The 15,233-nt window shown below is 68.0% G+C and carries 20 protein-coding genes; 11 read left to right on the top strand and 9 right to left on the bottom strand.

Annotated features, from left to right (window positions below; translation table 11 throughout):
• Positions 1-7: 7 nt before the first annotated feature.
• A complete protein-coding gene (gfo6, locus tag NGM07_RS15595; RefSeq protein WP_253513206.1) occupies positions 8-1,093 on the bottom strand; it encodes a D-xylose 1-dehydrogenase Gfo6 in 1,086 nt (361 codons plus the stop codon).
• A 270-nt stretch (positions 1,094-1,363) separates the two neighbouring features.
• Between gfo6 and NGM07_RS15590 the strand changes: the two genes are divergently transcribed.
• The 4 genes from NGM07_RS15590 (at position 1,364) to NGM07_RS15575 (ending at position 3,697) form a co-directional block, all read left to right on the top strand.
• Positions 1,364-1,996 carry a DsbA family oxidoreductase gene (locus NGM07_RS15590; protein WP_253513204.1) on the top strand — a complete coding sequence of 211 codons (633 nt, stop codon included), beginning with the start codon at positions 1,364-1,366 and terminating at the stop codon, positions 1,994-1,996.
• A 159-nt stretch (positions 1,997-2,155) separates the two neighbouring features.
• Positions 2,156-2,620: a DUF7344 domain-containing protein gene (locus NGM07_RS15585; protein WP_253513202.1), complete on the top strand. Its 465-nt coding sequence runs from the start codon at positions 2,156-2,158 to the stop codon at positions 2,618-2,620.
• Complete coding sequence (locus tag NGM07_RS15580) at positions 2,613-2,993, top strand: HalOD1 output domain-containing protein (protein WP_253513200.1); 381 nt, start codon at positions 2,613-2,615, stop codon at positions 2,991-2,993. Before NGM07_RS15585 ends, NGM07_RS15580 begins: the two co-directional genes overlap by 8 nt.
• 59 nt (positions 2,994-3,052) lie before the next feature.
• Positions 3,053-3,697: a nitroreductase/quinone reductase family protein gene (locus NGM07_RS15575; protein WP_253513198.1), complete on the top strand. Its 645-nt coding sequence runs from the start codon at positions 3,053-3,055 to the stop codon at positions 3,695-3,697.
• Positions 3,698-3,842: 145 nt separating this feature from the next.
• Here the strand turns inward: NGM07_RS15575 and NGM07_RS15570 are convergent, their stop codons facing one another.
• Both NGM07_RS15570 and NGM07_RS15565 read right to left on the bottom strand, forming a co-directional pair.
• A complete protein-coding gene (locus NGM07_RS15570; RefSeq protein WP_253513196.1) occupies positions 3,843-4,229 on the bottom strand; it encodes a thioredoxin family protein in 387 nt (128 codons plus the stop codon).
• A gap of 67 nt (positions 4,230-4,296) precedes the next feature.
• Positions 4,297-4,479, bottom strand: a complete 183-nt coding sequence (locus tag NGM07_RS15565) for a hypothetical protein (RefSeq protein ID WP_253513195.1) — start codon at positions 4,477-4,479, stop codon at positions 4,297-4,299.
• A 208-nt stretch (positions 4,480-4,687) separates the two neighbouring features.
• Between NGM07_RS15565 and mutS the strand changes: the two genes are divergently transcribed.
• The gene (gene mutS / locus NGM07_RS15560; RefSeq protein ID WP_253513193.1) at positions 4,688-7,360 is read left to right on the top strand and encodes a DNA mismatch repair protein MutS; all 2,673 of its coding nucleotides are present in this window, start codon (positions 4,688-4,690) and stop codon (positions 7,358-7,360) included.
• A 73-nt stretch (positions 7,361-7,433) separates the two neighbouring features.
• Here the strand turns inward: mutS and NGM07_RS15555 are convergent, their stop codons facing one another.
• Positions 7,434-8,231, bottom strand: a complete 798-nt coding sequence (locus NGM07_RS15555; protein ID WP_253513191.1) for a DNA polymerase sliding clamp — start codon at positions 8,229-8,231, stop codon at positions 7,434-7,436.
• A gap of 120 nt (positions 8,232-8,351) precedes the next feature.
• Between NGM07_RS15555 and NGM07_RS15550 the strand changes: the two genes are divergently transcribed.
• Together NGM07_RS15550 and NGM07_RS15545 are read left to right on the top strand one after the other, a co-directional pair.
• Positions 8,352-8,918 (top strand): DUF8102 family protein, encoded by a 567-nt coding sequence (locus NGM07_RS15550; protein WP_253513189.1) that lies wholly within the window; start codon positions 8,352-8,354, stop codon positions 8,916-8,918.
• Positions 8,919-8,987: 69 nt separating this feature from the next.
• The gene (locus NGM07_RS15545) at positions 8,988-9,224 is read left to right on the top strand and encodes a hypothetical protein (RefSeq protein WP_253513187.1); all 237 of its coding nucleotides are present in this window, start codon (positions 8,988-8,990) and stop codon (positions 9,222-9,224) included.
• A gap of 4 nt (positions 9,225-9,228) precedes the next feature.
• Here NGM07_RS15545 and nucS read toward each other — a convergent pair whose 3' ends face one another.
• Both nucS and NGM07_RS15535 read right to left on the bottom strand, forming a co-directional pair.
• On the bottom strand, positions 9,229-9,963 hold the full coding sequence (gene nucS, locus NGM07_RS15540; RefSeq protein WP_256523973.1) for an endonuclease NucS: 735 nt from the start codon (positions 9,961-9,963) through the stop codon (positions 9,229-9,231).
• Between the two features lie 93 nt (positions 9,964-10,056).
• Positions 10,057-10,578, bottom strand: a complete 522-nt coding sequence (locus NGM07_RS15535; protein ID WP_253513185.1) for a DUF6735 family protein — start codon at positions 10,576-10,578, stop codon at positions 10,057-10,059.
• A gap of 467 nt (positions 10,579-11,045) precedes the next feature.
• Here NGM07_RS15535 and NGM07_RS15530 point away from each other — a divergent pair, with 467 nt between their 5' ends.
• On the top strand, positions 11,046-11,489 hold the full coding sequence (locus tag NGM07_RS15530) for a DUF6653 family protein (protein ID WP_253513183.1): 444 nt from the start codon (positions 11,046-11,048) through the stop codon (positions 11,487-11,489).
• Positions 11,490-11,598: 109 nt separating this feature from the next.
• Here the strand turns inward: NGM07_RS15530 and NGM07_RS15525 are convergent, their stop codons facing one another.
• Positions 11,599-11,997 carry a winged helix-turn-helix transcriptional regulator gene (locus NGM07_RS15525; RefSeq protein WP_253513182.1) on the bottom strand — a complete coding sequence of 133 codons (399 nt, stop codon included), beginning with the start codon at positions 11,995-11,997 and terminating at the stop codon, positions 11,599-11,601.
• A gap of 185 nt (positions 11,998-12,182) precedes the next feature.
• On the opposite strand from NGM07_RS15525, the gene NGM07_RS15520 reads away from it, so the two are divergent.
• A complete protein-coding gene (locus tag NGM07_RS15520; RefSeq protein WP_253513180.1) occupies positions 12,183-13,202 on the top strand; it encodes an AIR synthase family protein in 1,020 nt (339 codons plus the stop codon).
• Positions 13,203-13,259: 57 nt separating this feature from the next.
• Here the strand turns inward: NGM07_RS15520 and NGM07_RS15515 are convergent, their stop codons facing one another.
• Positions 13,260-13,697 (bottom strand): hypothetical protein, encoded by a 438-nt coding sequence (locus NGM07_RS15515; RefSeq protein WP_253513178.1) that lies wholly within the window; start codon positions 13,695-13,697, stop codon positions 13,260-13,262.
• 104 nt (positions 13,698-13,801) lie between these two features.
• Positions 13,802-14,068, bottom strand: coding sequence for a thioredoxin (trxA, locus tag NGM07_RS25540; RefSeq protein WP_253513177.1), 267 nt, complete (start codon positions 14,066-14,068; stop codon positions 13,802-13,804).
• A 146-nt stretch (positions 14,069-14,214) separates the two neighbouring features.
• On the opposite strand from trxA, the gene NGM07_RS15505 reads away from it, so the two are divergent.
• A complete protein-coding gene (locus tag NGM07_RS15505; RefSeq protein WP_253513175.1) occupies positions 14,215-14,376 on the top strand; it encodes a preprotein translocase subunit Sec61beta in 162 nt (53 codons plus the stop codon).
• A 170-nt stretch (positions 14,377-14,546) separates the two neighbouring features.
• Entirely contained in the window at positions 14,547-15,152 is a 606-nt protein-coding gene (locus NGM07_RS15500) for a hypothetical protein (RefSeq protein ID WP_253513174.1), read from the top strand.
• Positions 15,153-15,233: the final 81 nt, after the last annotated feature.

The following is a 15,233-nucleotide window of genomic DNA, read 5'->3' as shown; positions in this document are numbered from 1 at the left end:
CGCGCCTCTACAGCGACACCGCCGACCCAGTCTCGACGCTCTCGTACACCGCCTCGATGGCTTCGACGTCTATGAGTCCGTGTTCGCCGTCCGGGTAGATTTCCCCGCCGGTCCGGACCTGGTGGGCGAAGTAGTCGAACTCCTCGCGCATCTGGTCGCGCTCCGGATAGTCGATTTCGACCTGCCGTCCTCCGACCGCGAGTTCGAATCCGTGGTGGGCCCCGCCCATGAACGCGGGGTCGACCGACACCTCGCCGTCGGTACCGACCACCTGGAGGTGCCCCGAGTGGGCGGCGTTCTGGCTGGCCGAGAACGCCGCCAGCGTGCCGTCCTCGAACCGGACCTGGAACGTCGCGCGCTCGTCGGGCACCGACTCGAAGCCCGCCGACGGCGACTCGGCGAACGCCGACACCGCCGCGGGCTCCGAATTGAGGACGAACCGGGCGGTGTTGAGCGGGTAGACTCCGAGGTCCGTGACCGAAGTTCCGCCGCCCGCGAGGTCGGGGTCGAGGCGCCACTGGTCGGGGTTCGGCATCATCTCCAGCAGGCGCTGGGACATGTGACCGTGGACGACGACCGGGTCGCCGACGGCGCCGGCCCGGACCAGTTCGCGCGCCCGGCGGACCGCGGGTTCGGTCTGCATCCGGTAGGCGACCATCAGCGGGACGCCGGCGTCCGCACAGGCGTCGACCATCCGGTGGGCACGCTCGGCGGTCGCCTCCATCGGCTTCTCGCAGAGGACCGCCTTGCCGAACTCGGCGGCCGACTCGGCGAACGGGAGGTGTCTCGCGTTCGGCGTGCAGACGTAGACCGCGTCGTAGGCGTCGGTCGCGGTGCCGCCGCGGAGCTGGTCGTAGGTGAGCGCGCGCTCGACCGACTCGGTTTCGTCGGCGACGTCCTCGGCTTTCTCGGCGTCGCCGCTGACCACGACCGTCGTCTCGCAGAACTCGGAGTCGGCGACCGCGGGGATGGCTCGCTCTCGGGTCCACCACCCGAGGCCGACCATCGCGACCCGGAGCGGTTCGAGGTCGGTCTCGGTCCGCCAGTCGCGGCGGTCGAAGTCGGCGAGCGCGCCGTCGAGGTCGAGGTCCATACCGGGCGGTCGACGCCGAGTCGAACGTAGCTTTCGGCGGGACGGTCACCCGGCGGGCCACCGACAGTCCATGCTGGACGTCTGCTCGGTGACGAGGTGGAGCGACCGGGCGCGTACATCGCCGAATTGGTCTGCGGCGCGAACGACGGTATCCTGACGACGGTCGCGGTCGTGGCCGGCGTCGCCGTCCGACCGGTACCGCCCCGTTCGAAACCGGAAGACCTCGCTTTGAATGACGGGTTTTTCCCTCTCAGGACCTAACGAAGAGATATGAGCACGATCAGCGAAGACGAACTCACCGTCTTCTCGGACTACGTCTGCCCGTTCTGCTACCTCGGGAAAGCGGCCATGGAGGAGTACCTCGAAGAAGCCGAGGACCCGCCGGAGGTCGAGTGGCACGTCTTCGACCTCCGGGGGTACAAGCGCCACCCCGACGGGAGCATCGACCACGACGTCGAGGACGGCAAGGACGACGACTACTTCGCGCAGGTCCGCGACAACGTCGAACGCCTCAAAGACGAGTACGACGTCGAGATGACCCTGGACTACTCGCTCGAGGTCGACTCCTGGGACGCCCAGAAGGTTTCGCTGTACGTCAAACAGGCCTACGACGAGGAGACGTTCGAGGAGTTCCACGAGCGGACCTTCAAGGCGCTCTGGCGGGACGGACGGGACATCGGCGACCCCGACGTCATCGCGGACATCGCAGAATCCGTCGGCGTCCCCGAAGAGGAGGTCCGCGACGCCATCGACGACGACGGACTCGAAGCCGAACTGAAACGGCGCTTCGAGGAGGCCCAGGAGATGGGCGTCTCGGGCATCCCGACGTTCGCCTACGACGGCCACGCCGCTCGCGGCGCGATTCCGCCTCACCAGTTCGAGCGACTCGTCGAGGGCACGTAGCGGAGTCGGCGGACGACGGGCGAGTTCCGAGGCGACCAGGTCGAGTCGGCTATTCGACAGGATTCGTGGCGGAAATCGCCACCGATTTTAATTCAATCCTCCGGGCGCCCCCTTTTAAAGCACCGATACATATCAAGTCCCCCTCCGTCTGTATTTTCAATGGACGAAGACCCGTCAAAGGACAGAAACACCTGCGACGCGAGTCGGGCGACGGAGAGTCGCTCGGGGACGCTCCGCTCGGACGACCCGGCGGAAACCATCCTGGAACTGAACGAGGTGTTCGCAGCGATCAGTCACCCGCGCCGTCGCTATCTGCTGTACACGCTCATCAACGGGAGTTGCGATGAGACGCTCGCCGAACTGGCGACCAAGATAGCCGCGTGGGAACGAGACGAACCGCTCGCCGACGTGTCGGACGAGGACCGCAGGGACGTCCAGGTGTCGCTCTATCACTCGCACGTGCCGAAACTCGCAGACCTCGGTATACTCACCTACGAACGAAGTGACGACATCATCGTACGCGCGGAGAACACCGCCCAGGTGCAGGCCGTCCTCGACGGTGCGGGGGCAGAAGTCGACGCCCGGCAGGAAGACCACGCGCGAAACAGGAGGCAGGATGAGTAAAGCGAACGGCGACCCGACCGACGAGAAAATCAACGTCGACGAGTCGGAGTGGCGACAGGTGAACCAGATCCACTACGGCCGCGAGAGCGACCACGAACTGAGCACGGTGCTGGTCTTCGCCATCGCGGAGGCCAAGGACGTGGACCCCCTCGACTACGGGGCGATGCCGCCGCTCTACGACTCCATCGACGTTGAGTCGGTCGAAGAGATGTTCTTCGGCCCGTCGGGAGCGGACACGGAGCGCGAGGAGGAGGGCACCGTATCGTTCCACTTCGACGATCACAAGGTCGCAGTCTACAGCGACGGGTGGATACGCATCTACGAACCCGCCGGGTTCGATGGCAGGGCGGACTCCGCGGACAACTCCGAGTAGACCAGCGAACCCAAAGCACCGCCCCGAGACACTTCACCGACGACGCCGTACGGAGTCCCATGCCACGACTGTCGACGGGGTGGAAGGAGCGAATCGCGCTCGTCGGACTCGCGGGGGTCGGCCTCCTCGCCGTTCGACGGACGCTTCGAGAACGAACCGACCGACAGGCCACTGACCCGGCGGGCGCGCCCGCGGGGTCGGCGGCTCGAAGCGACGAACCCACCGTCGAGGCCGCCGAACCGCCGGCGCCCGATTGGGCCTACGACGTACTCAACCCGGTGATGGAGCGACTGCTCCGGTCGCCGCTCCACGGTCTCGTCAGCGACTCGGTCGCGCTCATCACCTTCACCGGCCGAAAGACCGGCGCAGAGTACACCACGCCGGTCGGCTACCTCGAAGAGGACGGCCGAGTCGTCGTGTTCACCCACAGCGACTGGTGGAAGAACCTCCGGGGCGGTCGGCCGGTCCGACTCCGCATCCGGGGCGAGGAGCGCGAGGGAGTCGCCGAACCGACCAACGACCCCGCGGAGGTGGCCGACCACGTCGAGCGCTACCTCGAACGCGAGGGCGTGGGGAACGCCCGCCGACTCGGCCTGCGAATCGAGGGCGAGGGGATGCCGGACAGGCCGGCGCTCGAAGACGCGCTTGCCGGGACCGTCGCCATCGAAGTCGAACTGGAGGGAGAAGCCGTCCGGCGGGCGTGAGACGATTCGAATCGTGACGGTCCGAGCCGAAACGGGCCGAACCGAAACGGGCCGAACCGCGACGGCCGGTCGGCGTCGGCACGCCGACGCCGACCGGCCGAGGAGATTCGCGTTCGTCGGTCGTCGTCCCGCCGGCCGCGTCGTATCAGTCGCCGCTCCGGCCGCGGCCCTCGACGAACGCCACGACCGCTTCGGTCCCCTGGAACCCCTCGGCGAGTCGGTCGACGAGTTCGCCGTCCTCGAACAGCAGGAGGGTCGGGACGCTCCGGACGTCGTACGCCTCGACCAGCGGCGGGTCGTCGCGGGGGTTCATCGTCCCGACGGCGACGTCGGTCGCGCGGGCGACGTTGCCCAGGACGGGTTGGATGGCCTGGCAGAGCGAACAGCCCTGAGTGTGGAACTCTACGAGCGCGCGGTCGTGAGCGGCGATGAACTCGTCGAGTTCGTCGGCGTCGGCGAGGTCGACCGGTTTCTCGGGCGTCTCGGCCGCCTCGACAGCCTCGGCCGTCTCCGTCGTAGCTGGGTCGGTCACGGTCGGAGGTAGTCGCGCGAGCGGTTTAGGCGTCTCGGCGGCAATCCGCCGAGCAATCCGGCCCACGTCACCGGAGCTTTCGTGCGGTGAGAGACGCCACGACGACTGCGGCCGCGGCCCCGACGGCGAATCCGACCTTCGATTCGAGGAGGAGCGCCATCGGAAACGAGACGCCGACGAACGTCAACACGAGTGCGACGACGACCCTGAACTTCAGGTCGAGAACCGCGATTTCCTCGAAGATTCCCATGAAACGAACGCCCAACGGAGAGGCGATAAGTTTTGGGACGTTCCGGACCGCCCCTCCGAGTCGAACGAGCGGTCGCGTCGCGTTCGAGCATCGCGTCACGTCCACGTTCGCCCCTCGAAATTCGGGGGACGGAGTCGGCGCCGACCCCGTCATCACTTTCGCCACGCTACCGAGGGGTATATCGGTCCCCGTCCCCTGACTCCCTCGCATGGACGCGGCGCTGGGGCCACCCGAGAAGATGGCCGAGAGCGACGACGAACTGACGCCGATGCTGAGTCAGTACTTCGACCTCTGCTCGCGGTACGACGACTCGCTCGTCCTCTTCCAGGTGGGGGACTTCTACGAAACCTTCTGCGAGGCGGCCGAGGCCACCGCCCGCCTGCTCGAAATCACGCTGACCAAGCGCGAGGACTCGACCGGCACCTACCCGATGGCGGGCATCCCCGTCGACAACGCCGAGTCGTACATCGAGACGCTACTGGACGCCGGCTACCGGGTCGCGGTCGCCGACCAGGTCCAGGACCCCGAGGAGGCGACCGGCGTGGTCGAACGCGCCGTGACGCGCATCGTCACGCCCGGCACGCTCACCGAGGACGAACTGCTCGACACCGACGACAACAACTTCGTGGCGTGTCTCACCTCGGGCGAACGCTACGGCCTCGCGCTCCTGGACGTCTCGACCGGCGATTTCTACGCAACCAGCGCCCGGCGCGAGGACGCCGTCGAGGACGAGATCAGTCGGTTCGCGCCCGCAGAGGCCGTCGTCGAACCGGGCGTCTCGACCGACTTCTTCGCGGCCGACTGCATGGTTTCGCCCTACGACCCGGGCGCGTTCGAGGCCGAGTCGGCCCGCGAGCGCGTCGAGTCGTACTTCGGGCCGCCCGAGAGCCTGCTCGCGGAGGATTGCGAGATTCGGGCCTGCGGCGCCCTGCTGGCGTACGCCGAGTACACCCGCGGCGGCAAGGACGACGAACTCGACTACCTCAACCACCTCACCCGCTACGAACCCCGCGAGTACATGCTGCTGGACGCGGTGGCGCTCGACAGCCTCGAACTGTTCGAGCGCCGGGGCGTCCGCGGCGACCCCGACGCGACCCTGCTGGGCGTGCTCGACGAGACGTCCTGCGCGCTCGGGAGTCGGAAGCTCAAGGACTGGCTCCGGCGACCCCTGCTGGACGAGGCCCGCATCGAGGCCCGCCTCGACGCCGTCGAGGAGTGGACCGAGAGCGTCCGGGCCCGCGAGGAGGCCCGGACGCTCCTGCGAGACGTCTACGACATCGAGCGACTCATCGCCCGCATCTCGCGCGGCCGGGCCAACGCCCGCGACCTGCGGTCGCTCAAAGACACCCTCGACGTGGTGCCCGAACTCAAGGCCGCGATGGCCGACCTCGACTCCGAGAAACTGTCGGCGCTCCGGGACGGCCTGGACGAACTCGCCGACGTCCGGGACCTGATCGACCGCGCTATCCAGGAGAACCCCGACCGCGAGATAACCGAGGGCGGTGTCATCGCCGAAGGCTACGACGACGAACTCGACGCGCTCCGGGCGACCGAGCGCGAGGGGAAGGCGTGGATCGACGACCTCCAGGCCAAAGAGCGCGAGCGCACTGGCGTCGGCTCGCTGAAGGTCGGCCACAACGCGGTCCACGGCTACTACATCGAGGTGACGAACCCGAACCTCGACTCGGTGCCGGACGACTACGAGCGCCGCCAGACGCTCAAGAACTCCGAGCGGTTCTACACGCCCGAACTCAAGGAGCGCGAGGACGAGATTCTCCGGGCCGAGAATCGGGCCGACGACCTCGAACACGAACTGTTCCGGGAGGTTCGCTCGACGGTCGCCGCCGAGTCCGAGCGCGTCCAGGCGCTGGCCGACGCGCTGGCGGAACTCGACGTCCTCGCCGCGCTCGGCGAGGTGGCGGCCAAGCACGATTACGGTCGCCCCGACATCGGCGGCGAGGGCATCAGCGTCGAGCGCGGCCGCCACCCCGTGGTCGAGCGCACCGAGGAGTCGTTCGTCCCCAACGACGTCACGCTCGGTTCCGACGACCGCTTCGCGGTCATCACCGGCCCGAACATGTCGGGCAAGTCGACGTACATGCGCCAGGTCGCCCTGATAACCGTGCTCGCCCAGACCGGGAGCTTCGTCCCGGCGGCCAGCGCGAGCGTCACCCCGGTCGACCGGGTGTTCACCCGGGTGGGCGCGAGCGACGACATCGCCGGCGGGCGCTCGACGTTCATGGTCGAGATGACCGAACTGGCTTCCATCCTCCGGAGCGCCACCGAGGACTCGCTGGTCTTGCTCGACGAGGTGGGTCGGGGCACCAGCACCACCGACGGGTTGGCCATCGCGCGGGCCGTCACCGAACACGTCCACGACGAGATCGGCGCCATGACGCTGTTCGCGACCCACCACCACGAACTCACCGAGACGGCCGCCGACCTGCCGCGTGCGTTCAACCTCCACTTCGCGGCCGACCAGACCGACGAGGAGGTCGTCTTCGACCACGACGTGCGCCCCGGCGCGGCCACCGCCTCCTACGGCGTCCAGGTCGCCCGGGAGGCGGGCGTCCCCGACGAGGTGGTAGAGCGCTCGAAGGAACTGCTGGCCGCCGAGCGCGCGGAACGCGACGACGAGGCGGCCGAGAACGCCGCCGACGCCGCCGGCGCGAGCGCCGAGGCCGACTCGGCCCCGCGACTGACGGCCGACGGTGAGGGACCGAGTGACGGCGAGGAACCGTCGTCCGGCTCCACGCCCCGGGCGAGCGCCGACGCCGCGGCGTCGGCGCTCGCCGACCGCCTCCGTGAGGTGGACGTGGCGACGATGACGCCGCTGGAGGCGATGAACGAACTCGCCGAGCTCAAGCGCGAAGTCGAGTGACCCGACGACAGTCGGGTCACTCGACTTCGTAGCCGGCGGGTCGGTCGCGGTCCTCTCGAAACGGCCGCGACGCTCAGCTTCTCGCGATGCGGGGCGCGACCAGGTACTCCGCCGAACCCGCGCCGTCGGCGAATTCGTAGCCGACTTCGACCGGCTGTTCGGTGCCGAGTCGGAGGTCTAGCTCGCCGTCCCGGGGCATCGCCCGGTTGATGGCCGCCAGGTAGTCGAGCGAGTACAGCGAGTGGGCCGGTCCCGGCGCGAATTCGAGGAGTTCGTCGGCCGACAGCGCGAGCGAGACGTCGTCGGTGTCACCTTCGGCCTCGACGTAGAACACCTCCTCGTCGGCGTCGATGCCGAGCGCGAGGTGGCCCGACACCATGTCGGCCGCCTTCACCGCGCGTTCGAAGTCGCCGGCGGCCACGCGCACCTCGCCGGTGAACTCGAAGCCCCCGTCGGGGCGGTCTGGCGGCGACCGGATAGTTTCGGGGTCCAGCACCCCGAGCGTGTATTCGAGTTCGTCCATGCGGACGTCGAGCGTTCGCGTCTCTGCGTCCAGGGCGAACCGGACGGGGCGTCCCCGGTCGGCCATCCGCACGACGTCGCGGAGTCGCGAGAGGTTCACGCCGACGTGCCCGTCGACGGCTTCGAACGAGTCGAACGCGGCGGCGTCGAGCGCGATTTCGACCGACGCCACCGTCGCGGCGTCCATGGCCGACAGTCGGAGTCCGCCCTCGTCGAAGCGAACGTGACACTCCTCGAACAGCGCGTGGGCGAGTTCGACGGTCGTCTGAATCGTCTCGGCGTCCACGATGGTGCGGAGCGGGCAGTTCGGTGAGTCGTCGGTTCCGGAGTTTGAGTCGAGTTTGGCCATGGATGCTCGCTAGTCGTATCGGAAAGATGTCCTATAAGCGTTCCGTCGAAATTAGAGAAGATAATCGGAATTCGAGTATCTATATAACCCTCTAATTCGTACCATAATCAGAATCCGATTATGTCCGGGGAAGACCGAGAACGCGGCATCCTGAGTCGAGCAGACAGAACGTACCTCCGCGGCGAAACCGACTTCGCGTCGGTCCAGTCGGAGCGAAACGCCCGCGCGCGGATCCGCGACCGCATCTACGAGTCGATGTTCGACTTCGAACTGCTCGTCGAACACCTCTCGGAGCGGGACCGCGAACTCGTCTTCGGCAAGCGGTTCGAGCGCGTCGACGGCGTCGAGGCGTTCGACGCGCTCGTGTCGGCCGTCGCCTTCCTCTACCGGGCGGTCGACGACACCGGACTCGACTTCGAGACTGTGCTGGCGGAGGGCGTCAACGTGGCCGAGGCGAGCGAGGAACGGGCCGCGACCGTCCGACTCGACCTGACGTTCCAGTCGCTCACCGCCGAGCAACTCGTGTCGAAACTGGAGCGCGGCGAGACGCTGTCGCTCACCGAGATCGCGTACCTGCACGAGAGCGACGAGGTCCGAGCCGACGAACTCGCCCGGTATTTCCGGGACGACGAGTCGTCGGCGGAGATCGACGACGGCAGAATCCAGTCGAAGGTGACCAACTTCTGAACCGGAGACGGGACCGGCGTGCGGCGTCGTTCGCAAGAGATTTATCGCACCTCGGAGACGACCGGTACGATGTCCGCTGACCTCTCTCCCACACGTCGGTTGCTGTTCGCGGCGGTCGCGGTGCTGTCGCTGGCCGCGACCCCGGCGCTGGCGGTCCAGCAAACGTCGACGCCGACGCCGACCGCCGGCATCGAAGCCTCGCAGGTCGACGCCGCGTTCCCCCAGGATTTCAGCCTCACGTTCCTGGTCGTCGCGCTGACGATGACCGTCGGCCTCGTGCTGGTCGTCCGCCGCGCCCAGTCCTGAACGACTACTCCGGCGGCGAGAGCGCGACGAACTCAAGTCCCTTCTCGGTGAGCAGGTCGCGCGCCCGGTCGGTGACCGACGGCGCGACCAGGATGCCCCGAATCTCGGCGTCGGCGTGGAGGTCGCGGGCCAGCGCTTCGACGTATCGCGAAAGCTGGCCGACCGCGTCCGGGCCGACCCGCTTGCGCTTGAGTTCGACGACGACGGTCGCGCCGTTGTGGTCGCGGCCGTAGATGTCGACCGCGCCCGCGGGCGTCTCGCGCTCGGTGGCGAGCGGCTTGAACCCCGCCTCCACCAGGTCGGGGTCGTCCAGCAGTCGCCGGCGGAGGTCCTCCTCGGTCCCCGAGAGCGCGAGGTCCTCGGGGTCGCTCACGTCGTAGGTCGACACCTGCCGGACCGACTCGAAGGACACCACCAGTCGCTCTTCGGGCGCGGAACGAGTGCTCTCGACGACGAGGTCGCCCTCGGCGACCGCGGCGCTCCGGGTCGACCCCGGCGGCTGCCAGTTCACCGGCTGTTGGCCCTCGTCGGTGTGGACCAGCACCGTCCCATCGGGTTTGAGCACGACCAGGCGGTCGCCGGGACCGAGCGTGCTCGACGCCCGGCCCTCGTAGTCGACCGAACATCGGCCGAAGACGGTTATCAGGTCGCCGCGGTCGATGGCCGCGGCCACCCGCTCGCGCGCCTGCTCGGGCGTCGGGTCGCGGAGGGCGACCGTCGTGCCGTCTGCGGTTGTCACTGCCGGACGTAGACGGCGAGCGCACTAAAATCCGTCACTCGCGTGCCGACGCGCCACGGCGCGTCGGCACGCGAGGCGGTCTGAATTCGGCGGTCACTCCGGCCGTATCACCTCCCGGTCGTCGTCCCACGCCGCGACCCGTTCGGCGAGGTACTCGACTGCATCCGCCCGGGAGAGCCACCCACGGTCGACGGCGTCGCCGACGACCGCTTTCGTCCCGCGGACCCAGCCCCGGAGGTAGTCGTCGACGCCGCCGGGATTCCGGACGTGTGCGGCGACCAGCGCGCCGTGACCGACCGTCTCGCTCCGCTCGACGGTTTCGGCGTCGAGTTCGAACCCGAACCACAGGACGTGGAACGGCGTCGCGGCGAACTCGCGGTCGACGCGGAAGAACGCTTCGTGGTGGAGGAAGTCGACGTGTTCGGCGACGATTTCGTCGAGCGAGAGGCCCGACGCGACGGGCTCCGGGTCCACGGCGGCCGCCGCGTCGCCGGCGAAGGGCGTCTCGGCCGTGATGCGGCGCGCGAGCGAGAAGTCGGCACCGCCCCAGCGCGAGCGGTGGAGGTCGTACGTGCCGTCGTCGCGCTCGTAGGCGAGGAGTGCGCGGTGTGCCATCCGCGACGAGTTGGTCCCGTCTTCGGAGAAAAACGTTCGGACCATCGAACGCCGTCGGGGCTATCGCGTCCGGCGCTCGCGGTCGATTCCACGGCCCGGAGTTCGAGCGCTGGCAGGTCGCGCCGGTGCTCGAGGTCACGAAGAAGGCCTTCGGCGTCGGTTGGCGCGACTCCCTCGCGGCCGACTACTCTACCGTGATAAATGAACTGTTGCGATATTAAATGCGGGATCGGCGACCGCTCGCGGTTCCGGAGGACGGTACGCGCTCGGCCCCGCTTTTGTGTCAGACAGGGTCGACGTGATCGAGCGCAGAATCGGAGAACGAGACACGAACGAGTCGTTCGAGAACTCCTGCGGAATTGTACTATTTTCCCAATTTCGGGATGCAGCGCGGAGAGGAACTCTGTCCGGTTGGTCGGGGACGGGTCCCGACAACGCTTTTCCGGCCGAACGACGACACGAAACGCGTGCCAGGGAAAATTACGGATGTGATGGACGACGAAGTATGGGGTCGCCACTCAAACCCGAAGAGCGGATGGAGTCGATTCTTTGCGGGGCCGGTGCTCGTCCTCGCGCTGTGTTACCGCAAGTGGTCGCTGGTGATTCTCACCGCGCTGTTCGTGCTGGTCAATCCGGTGCTGTTCCCCGAACCCGACGAGGAGTTGGACGACTGGATGTACAAGGTCGTGAAGGCAGAAGAGCGGTGGACCGCCGACGGTAATCGCCTCGTCGGCCTCGGATACCCGCAGGTCGTGAACACGCTGAGTATTCCGGTGATGCTGTGGGCGCTGTACGCCGCCTACGAGCGAAAACCGATTTCGTCGGTGTCTCTCGCGCTCGCTTCGCAGGGGCTGAACCAGTGGTGCATGAAGGAAATCGTCGAACACTACGAGGAGATCGATTCGAACTGAACACCGCCGCGCCGGTTATGACAGGTCGCACGTTCGAGCGCTCAGACCATCTATCGCCGGTCCAAGACGTCGCGTCGAATCGTCGACCGAGGTCCGTCCGTAGCCGAACTCACGAGAACGAATCGCCGTCGCCCGCCGGGGCGGCGAGGTACGCCGACCCCCACTCGGCCATCTCGGCGATGACCGATTCGAGCGACTCCCCCCGTTCGGTCAGCGAGTACGACACCCGGACCGGTTTCTCGCTCACGATGTCGCGGTTGACCAACCCCTTCTCCTCCAGGTCCTCCAAACTGTCCGAGAGGACCTTGCTGGAGATGCCGTCGACGTCGGCTTCGAGTTCGTTGAACCCCATCGGCCCGCCGTCGAGCAGGCGGTGGACGACGACCGGGTGCCACTTCTTGCCGATGACCGTCGCGGTCGCGGTGACCGGACACCAGTCCTCGCCGGCGCACCACACCGCGAGCGGGTCGTCCGCGTCGCTCTCGGATTCCTCGTTCGTCTCGCTCATGGGCGGGACCACGGGGGCGAGTCGGATATAGTTACCTCTTGAAATCGGGTTACCGTCGGTAAGGCGGTGGCGCGAGCGGAGTCGACGCTCGCAACGCTCTCGCGCTTCCGACGACTGGCACGTGGCGGTCGTCAGAAGCGCGCGGAATCACCACCGATTTGTTTCGCCCGGTAATACTGCCGGCAATGACCGACCTCGGCAAAGTCGACCGGGCGTTCTTCGACGAACACATCTACCCCAACCTCGGCGCCGACCGCGACGACGTGACGCTCGGACCGCGCCACGGCGTCGACTTCGGCGCGGTCGAGGTCGGCGGTCGAACGGTCGTCCTCGCCAGCGACCCGCTCTCGCTCACCCCGGCGCTGGGTTTCGAGCGCGCGGCGTGGTTCGCCTTCCACGTCGCGCTCTCGGACGCCGCGGTGTCGGGCATCCCGCCCTCGCACCTGACCGTCTCGTTCACCCTCCCGCCGGAGATGACCGACGAGCAGTTCCGGACGGTCTGGGAGACGTTCGACCGCGAGGCCCGCGAGTTCGGCGTGAGCATCGTGACGGGCCACACCGCCCGCTACGGCGGGTGTTCGTACCCGTGGGTCGGGGGCGCGACGACGCTCGCGGTTGGCGACCCCGACGACCTCGTGCGTCCGGACGGCGCGCGCCCGGGCGACCGACTGCTCGTGACGAAGGGACCGGCCATCGAGGCCGCGGGGTTCATGGTGACGCTGTTCGAGGAGGCCGTCGACTTACCCGAGGGTACCATCGCGGCGGCCAAGGAGCGCTTCTACGACATGAGTCCGGTCCGGGACGCCCTGACCGCGGCGGCCGCCGGGCCGGTCACCGCGATGCACGACGCCACCGAGGGCGGCGTACGGGGCGCGCTGGTCGAACTCGCCCAGGCGGGCGGCGTCAGAATCGACGTCGACTCGTCGGCGGTGCCGTTCCTCCCCGGCGTCCGGGAGGCCTGCGAGTTCTTCGACATCGACCCCTGGATGTCGACCAGCGAGGGGACCCTGCTGGTGACGGTCCGGCCCGAAGGCGCCGACGACGTGCTCGCGGCGCTCGACGATGAGGGCATCCCCGCCGCGGAAGTCGGCGAGGTGTCGGCGGGCGAGGGCGCGTTCGTCGACGGCGAAGAGGTCGCGCATCCCGAAGTCGACCCCTCGTGGGCGGTCTTCGAGGAGTACGCCGAGAAGGTCGGTCTGGAGTGACCGAGCAATCTGTCGCTCGGCGGGGTCGGCGATGCGAGAGTCGGACTCGACCGTCGGTCAGGTGCTCGGCAGGGAGGCGGCGATATCCCGGCCTTTGAGCCAGAACTCGACCGCGGCGAGCAGGCCGTACGCGACGAGGTAGACCGGCACGAAGACGAACACGAAGAGGAAGCCGGGAGCGTCGCCCTCCCCGCTCCCGAACGGCGGGACGTAGACGAGCGCGTGCCAGAACAGCAGGACGCCCGCGAGGAGGACGCCCGGGCTTCGAAGTTCGTACCGTAACCAGAGCGACACCGGCACCCCGACGGTGCCGAACGCCAGGAACGAGTAGAGCACGAGCGCGTGCCAGAGCGTCCCGGAGACGGTGACGTCGGTCGCGGGATGGGCGGCGTAACCCAACGTGACGCAGGTGTAGAGGACGCTGAAACCGGCACCGACCGCCAGCGACCGCCGACTCCGCGCCGACGGTCGGAGTCGCCTCCGGAGAGATGCCATATCGCCCCCGACGGTTGGAGTTTTGATACGTCTATCGGTGGAGTTCGCCGGCACGCGGTGCGGCGGCAAGGGAACGTCGCGCGGCCATCAAAACAGGGGTCCGATTACGCGCCCGCCTTCTCGAGGGCGTCTTCGAGTTCGTCGCGCTGGGTGACGCCGACGAACCGCTCGACCACGCCGTCGTCGTTCTCGACCACGATGGTCGGAATCGAGCGGACCTGGTACTCGTTGGCCACGTCCTGGTGCTCGTCCACGTCCACCTTCTCGAAGTCGACCTCGCCCCAGTCCTCCTCCATCTCTTCGAGGATGGGGTCCTGGGTCTTGCACGGTCCACACCAATCCGCGTAGAAGTCCTTCAGCGTGACAGTCATGCGTTCTCTTCGAACGTTCCGCCGCCGTTCGCATAAGGGTTTCCCACTCCCGTTACGTTGCCGGAATCGGAACCCGGACCGGCCGGCCGTCTCGGCCGCGAGACGCTCCGAAAGGTTTAGGCGAGGGGCGGTCGGACCAACGGAACATGAGCAGCAGTGACTCCGGCGGACTGATGTCCAGCGCCGGACTCGTCCGGTACTTCGACGCAGAGGACCGCAACGCGATTCGACTCGACCCCAAGACCATCGTCGCGTTCGGCGTCCTCTTCGGCGTGTTCATCAAAGTGCTGAACATCCTCGCGCTGTAGTTCGTCGGCCACCGACGGACGGGTTTCGACGATCTCCGGTTTCGGTCGGGAGCACCTTCTACATCTCCGACGAGGAACGTCCTCTACGCCTCCGACGAGAACCGTCTTTCACCTCCCGGTCGCTCGACCGCGGCCGCCAGCACTTTCGGCGTCCGGGTCGGCGTATCGCCATGCGACTCCCGCTCCTCGGTGATTCGACCGACACCGCCGCAACCGACCGCGGTCGCGCGACCGACCGGGACCGGGCCGACGAGCGCACGACGCGGGCCGAGCGCCGTCGACGGCGCTCGGCCCGCGTCGTCGAAGGCGCGAAGGGCGGCCTCGTCGCGACGCTGGTGATGACCGCCTATCGGCTTCCCATCTCGCACGCGCTCCCACCGACCGCGGTGTTCTGGTCGAAGTTCGTCGCCGGCGGCGACCCGAACGACCACCCGGTGGCCGCCATCGTCCTCCATCTACTCTACGGACTCGGCGCCGGCGTCGCCTTCGGCGCGCTCGTTCCGACCGGTTCCGGTTCGACGGCGTCGACGCCGCAGTTGTCCTCGTCGGCCGCGGAGGCGGACGAGGACGACCGCGAGGCCCGCCGGGAGGCGGCCGGCCTGCTCGCGGGCACCGTCTACGGACTCGTCCTCTCGGTGTTCGGCGAGCGCGTCGTGCTCGAACGCGTCCTCGGAATGAGCCTCGACGCCGACGACCGACTGGTCTTCCACGTCGGCCACGCCATCTACGGCCTGACGCTCGGAACGTGGATGGGTTCGCGCGTGGACGACCGGTAGATGCGGTCTTCGCCGAGTGCGGCGTGGAGTAACGTCGACCGAGACGACGTGGAACCCCTCGTGCCGAGACGCGCCCTTTTT

Source organism: Halorussus vallis (genome assembly GCF_024138165.1).
In the GTDB taxonomy this organism is placed as follows: Archaea; Halobacteriota; Halobacteria; order Halobacteriales; family Haladaptataceae; genus Halorussus; species Halorussus vallis.
Note: the sequence above shows the minus strand (reverse complement) of the source record. Positions and strands in the feature narration are given on the sequence as shown.

What these genes read in the sequence shown, in the direction of transcription:
- NGM07_RS15545 (WP_253513187.1), top strand. Translation starts at nt 8,988, where the DNA reads ATGTCCGCTGACCTCTCTCCCACACGTCGGTTGCTGTTCGCGGCGGTC.
- NGM07_RS15580 (WP_253513200.1), top strand. Translation starts at nt 2,613, where the DNA reads ATGAGTAAAGCGAACGGCGACCCGACCGACGAGAAAATCAACGTCGAC.
- NGM07_RS15550 (WP_253513189.1), top strand. Translation starts at nt 8,352, where the DNA reads ATGTCCGGGGAAGACCGAGAACGCGGCATCCTGAGTCGAGCAGACAGA.
- NGM07_RS15585 (WP_253513202.1), top strand. Translation starts at nt 2,156, where the DNA reads ATGGACGAAGACCCGTCAAAGGACAGAAACACCTGCGACGCGAGTCGG.
- NGM07_RS15565 (WP_253513195.1), bottom strand. Translation starts at nt 4,479, where the DNA reads ATGGGAATCTTCGAGGAAATCGCGGTTCTCGACCTGAAGTTCAGGGTC.
- mutS (WP_253513193.1), top strand. Translation starts at nt 4,688, where the DNA reads ATGGACGCGGCGCTGGGGCCACCCGAGAAGATGGCCGAGAGCGACGAC.
- NGM07_RS15520 (WP_253513180.1), top strand. Translation starts at nt 12,183, where the DNA reads ATGACCGACCTCGGCAAAGTCGACCGGGCGTTCTTCGACGAACACATC.
- NGM07_RS15535 (WP_253513185.1), bottom strand. Translation starts at nt 10,578, where the DNA reads ATGGCACACCGCGCACTCCTCGCCTACGAGCGCGACGACGGCACGTAC.
- NGM07_RS15505 (WP_253513175.1), top strand. Translation starts at nt 14,215, where the DNA reads ATGAGCAGCAGTGACTCCGGCGGACTGATGTCCAGCGCCGGACTCGTC.
- trxA (WP_253513177.1), bottom strand. Translation starts at nt 14,068, where the DNA reads ATGACTGTCACGCTGAAGGACTTCTACGCGGATTGGTGTGGACCGTGC.
- NGM07_RS15515 (WP_253513178.1), bottom strand. Translation starts at nt 13,697, where the DNA reads ATGGCATCTCTCCGGAGGCGACTCCGACCGTCGGCGCGGAGTCGGCGG.
- NGM07_RS15575 (WP_253513198.1), top strand. Translation starts at nt 3,053, where the DNA reads ATGCCACGACTGTCGACGGGGTGGAAGGAGCGAATCGCGCTCGTCGGA.
- NGM07_RS15500 (WP_253513174.1), top strand. Translation starts at nt 14,547, where the DNA reads ATGCGACTCCCGCTCCTCGGTGATTCGACCGACACCGCCGCAACCGAC.
- NGM07_RS15525 (WP_253513182.1), bottom strand. Translation starts at nt 11,997, where the DNA reads ATGAGCGAGACGAACGAGGAATCCGAGAGCGACGCGGACGACCCGCTC.
- NGM07_RS15555 (WP_253513191.1), bottom strand. Translation starts at nt 8,231, where the DNA reads ATGGCCAAACTCGACTCAAACTCCGGAACCGACGACTCACCGAACTGC.
- gfo6 (WP_253513206.1), bottom strand. Translation starts at nt 1,093, where the DNA reads ATGGACCTCGACCTCGACGGCGCGCTCGCCGACTTCGACCGCCGCGAC.
- NGM07_RS15590 (WP_253513204.1), top strand. Translation starts at nt 1,364, where the DNA reads ATGAGCACGATCAGCGAAGACGAACTCACCGTCTTCTCGGACTACGTC.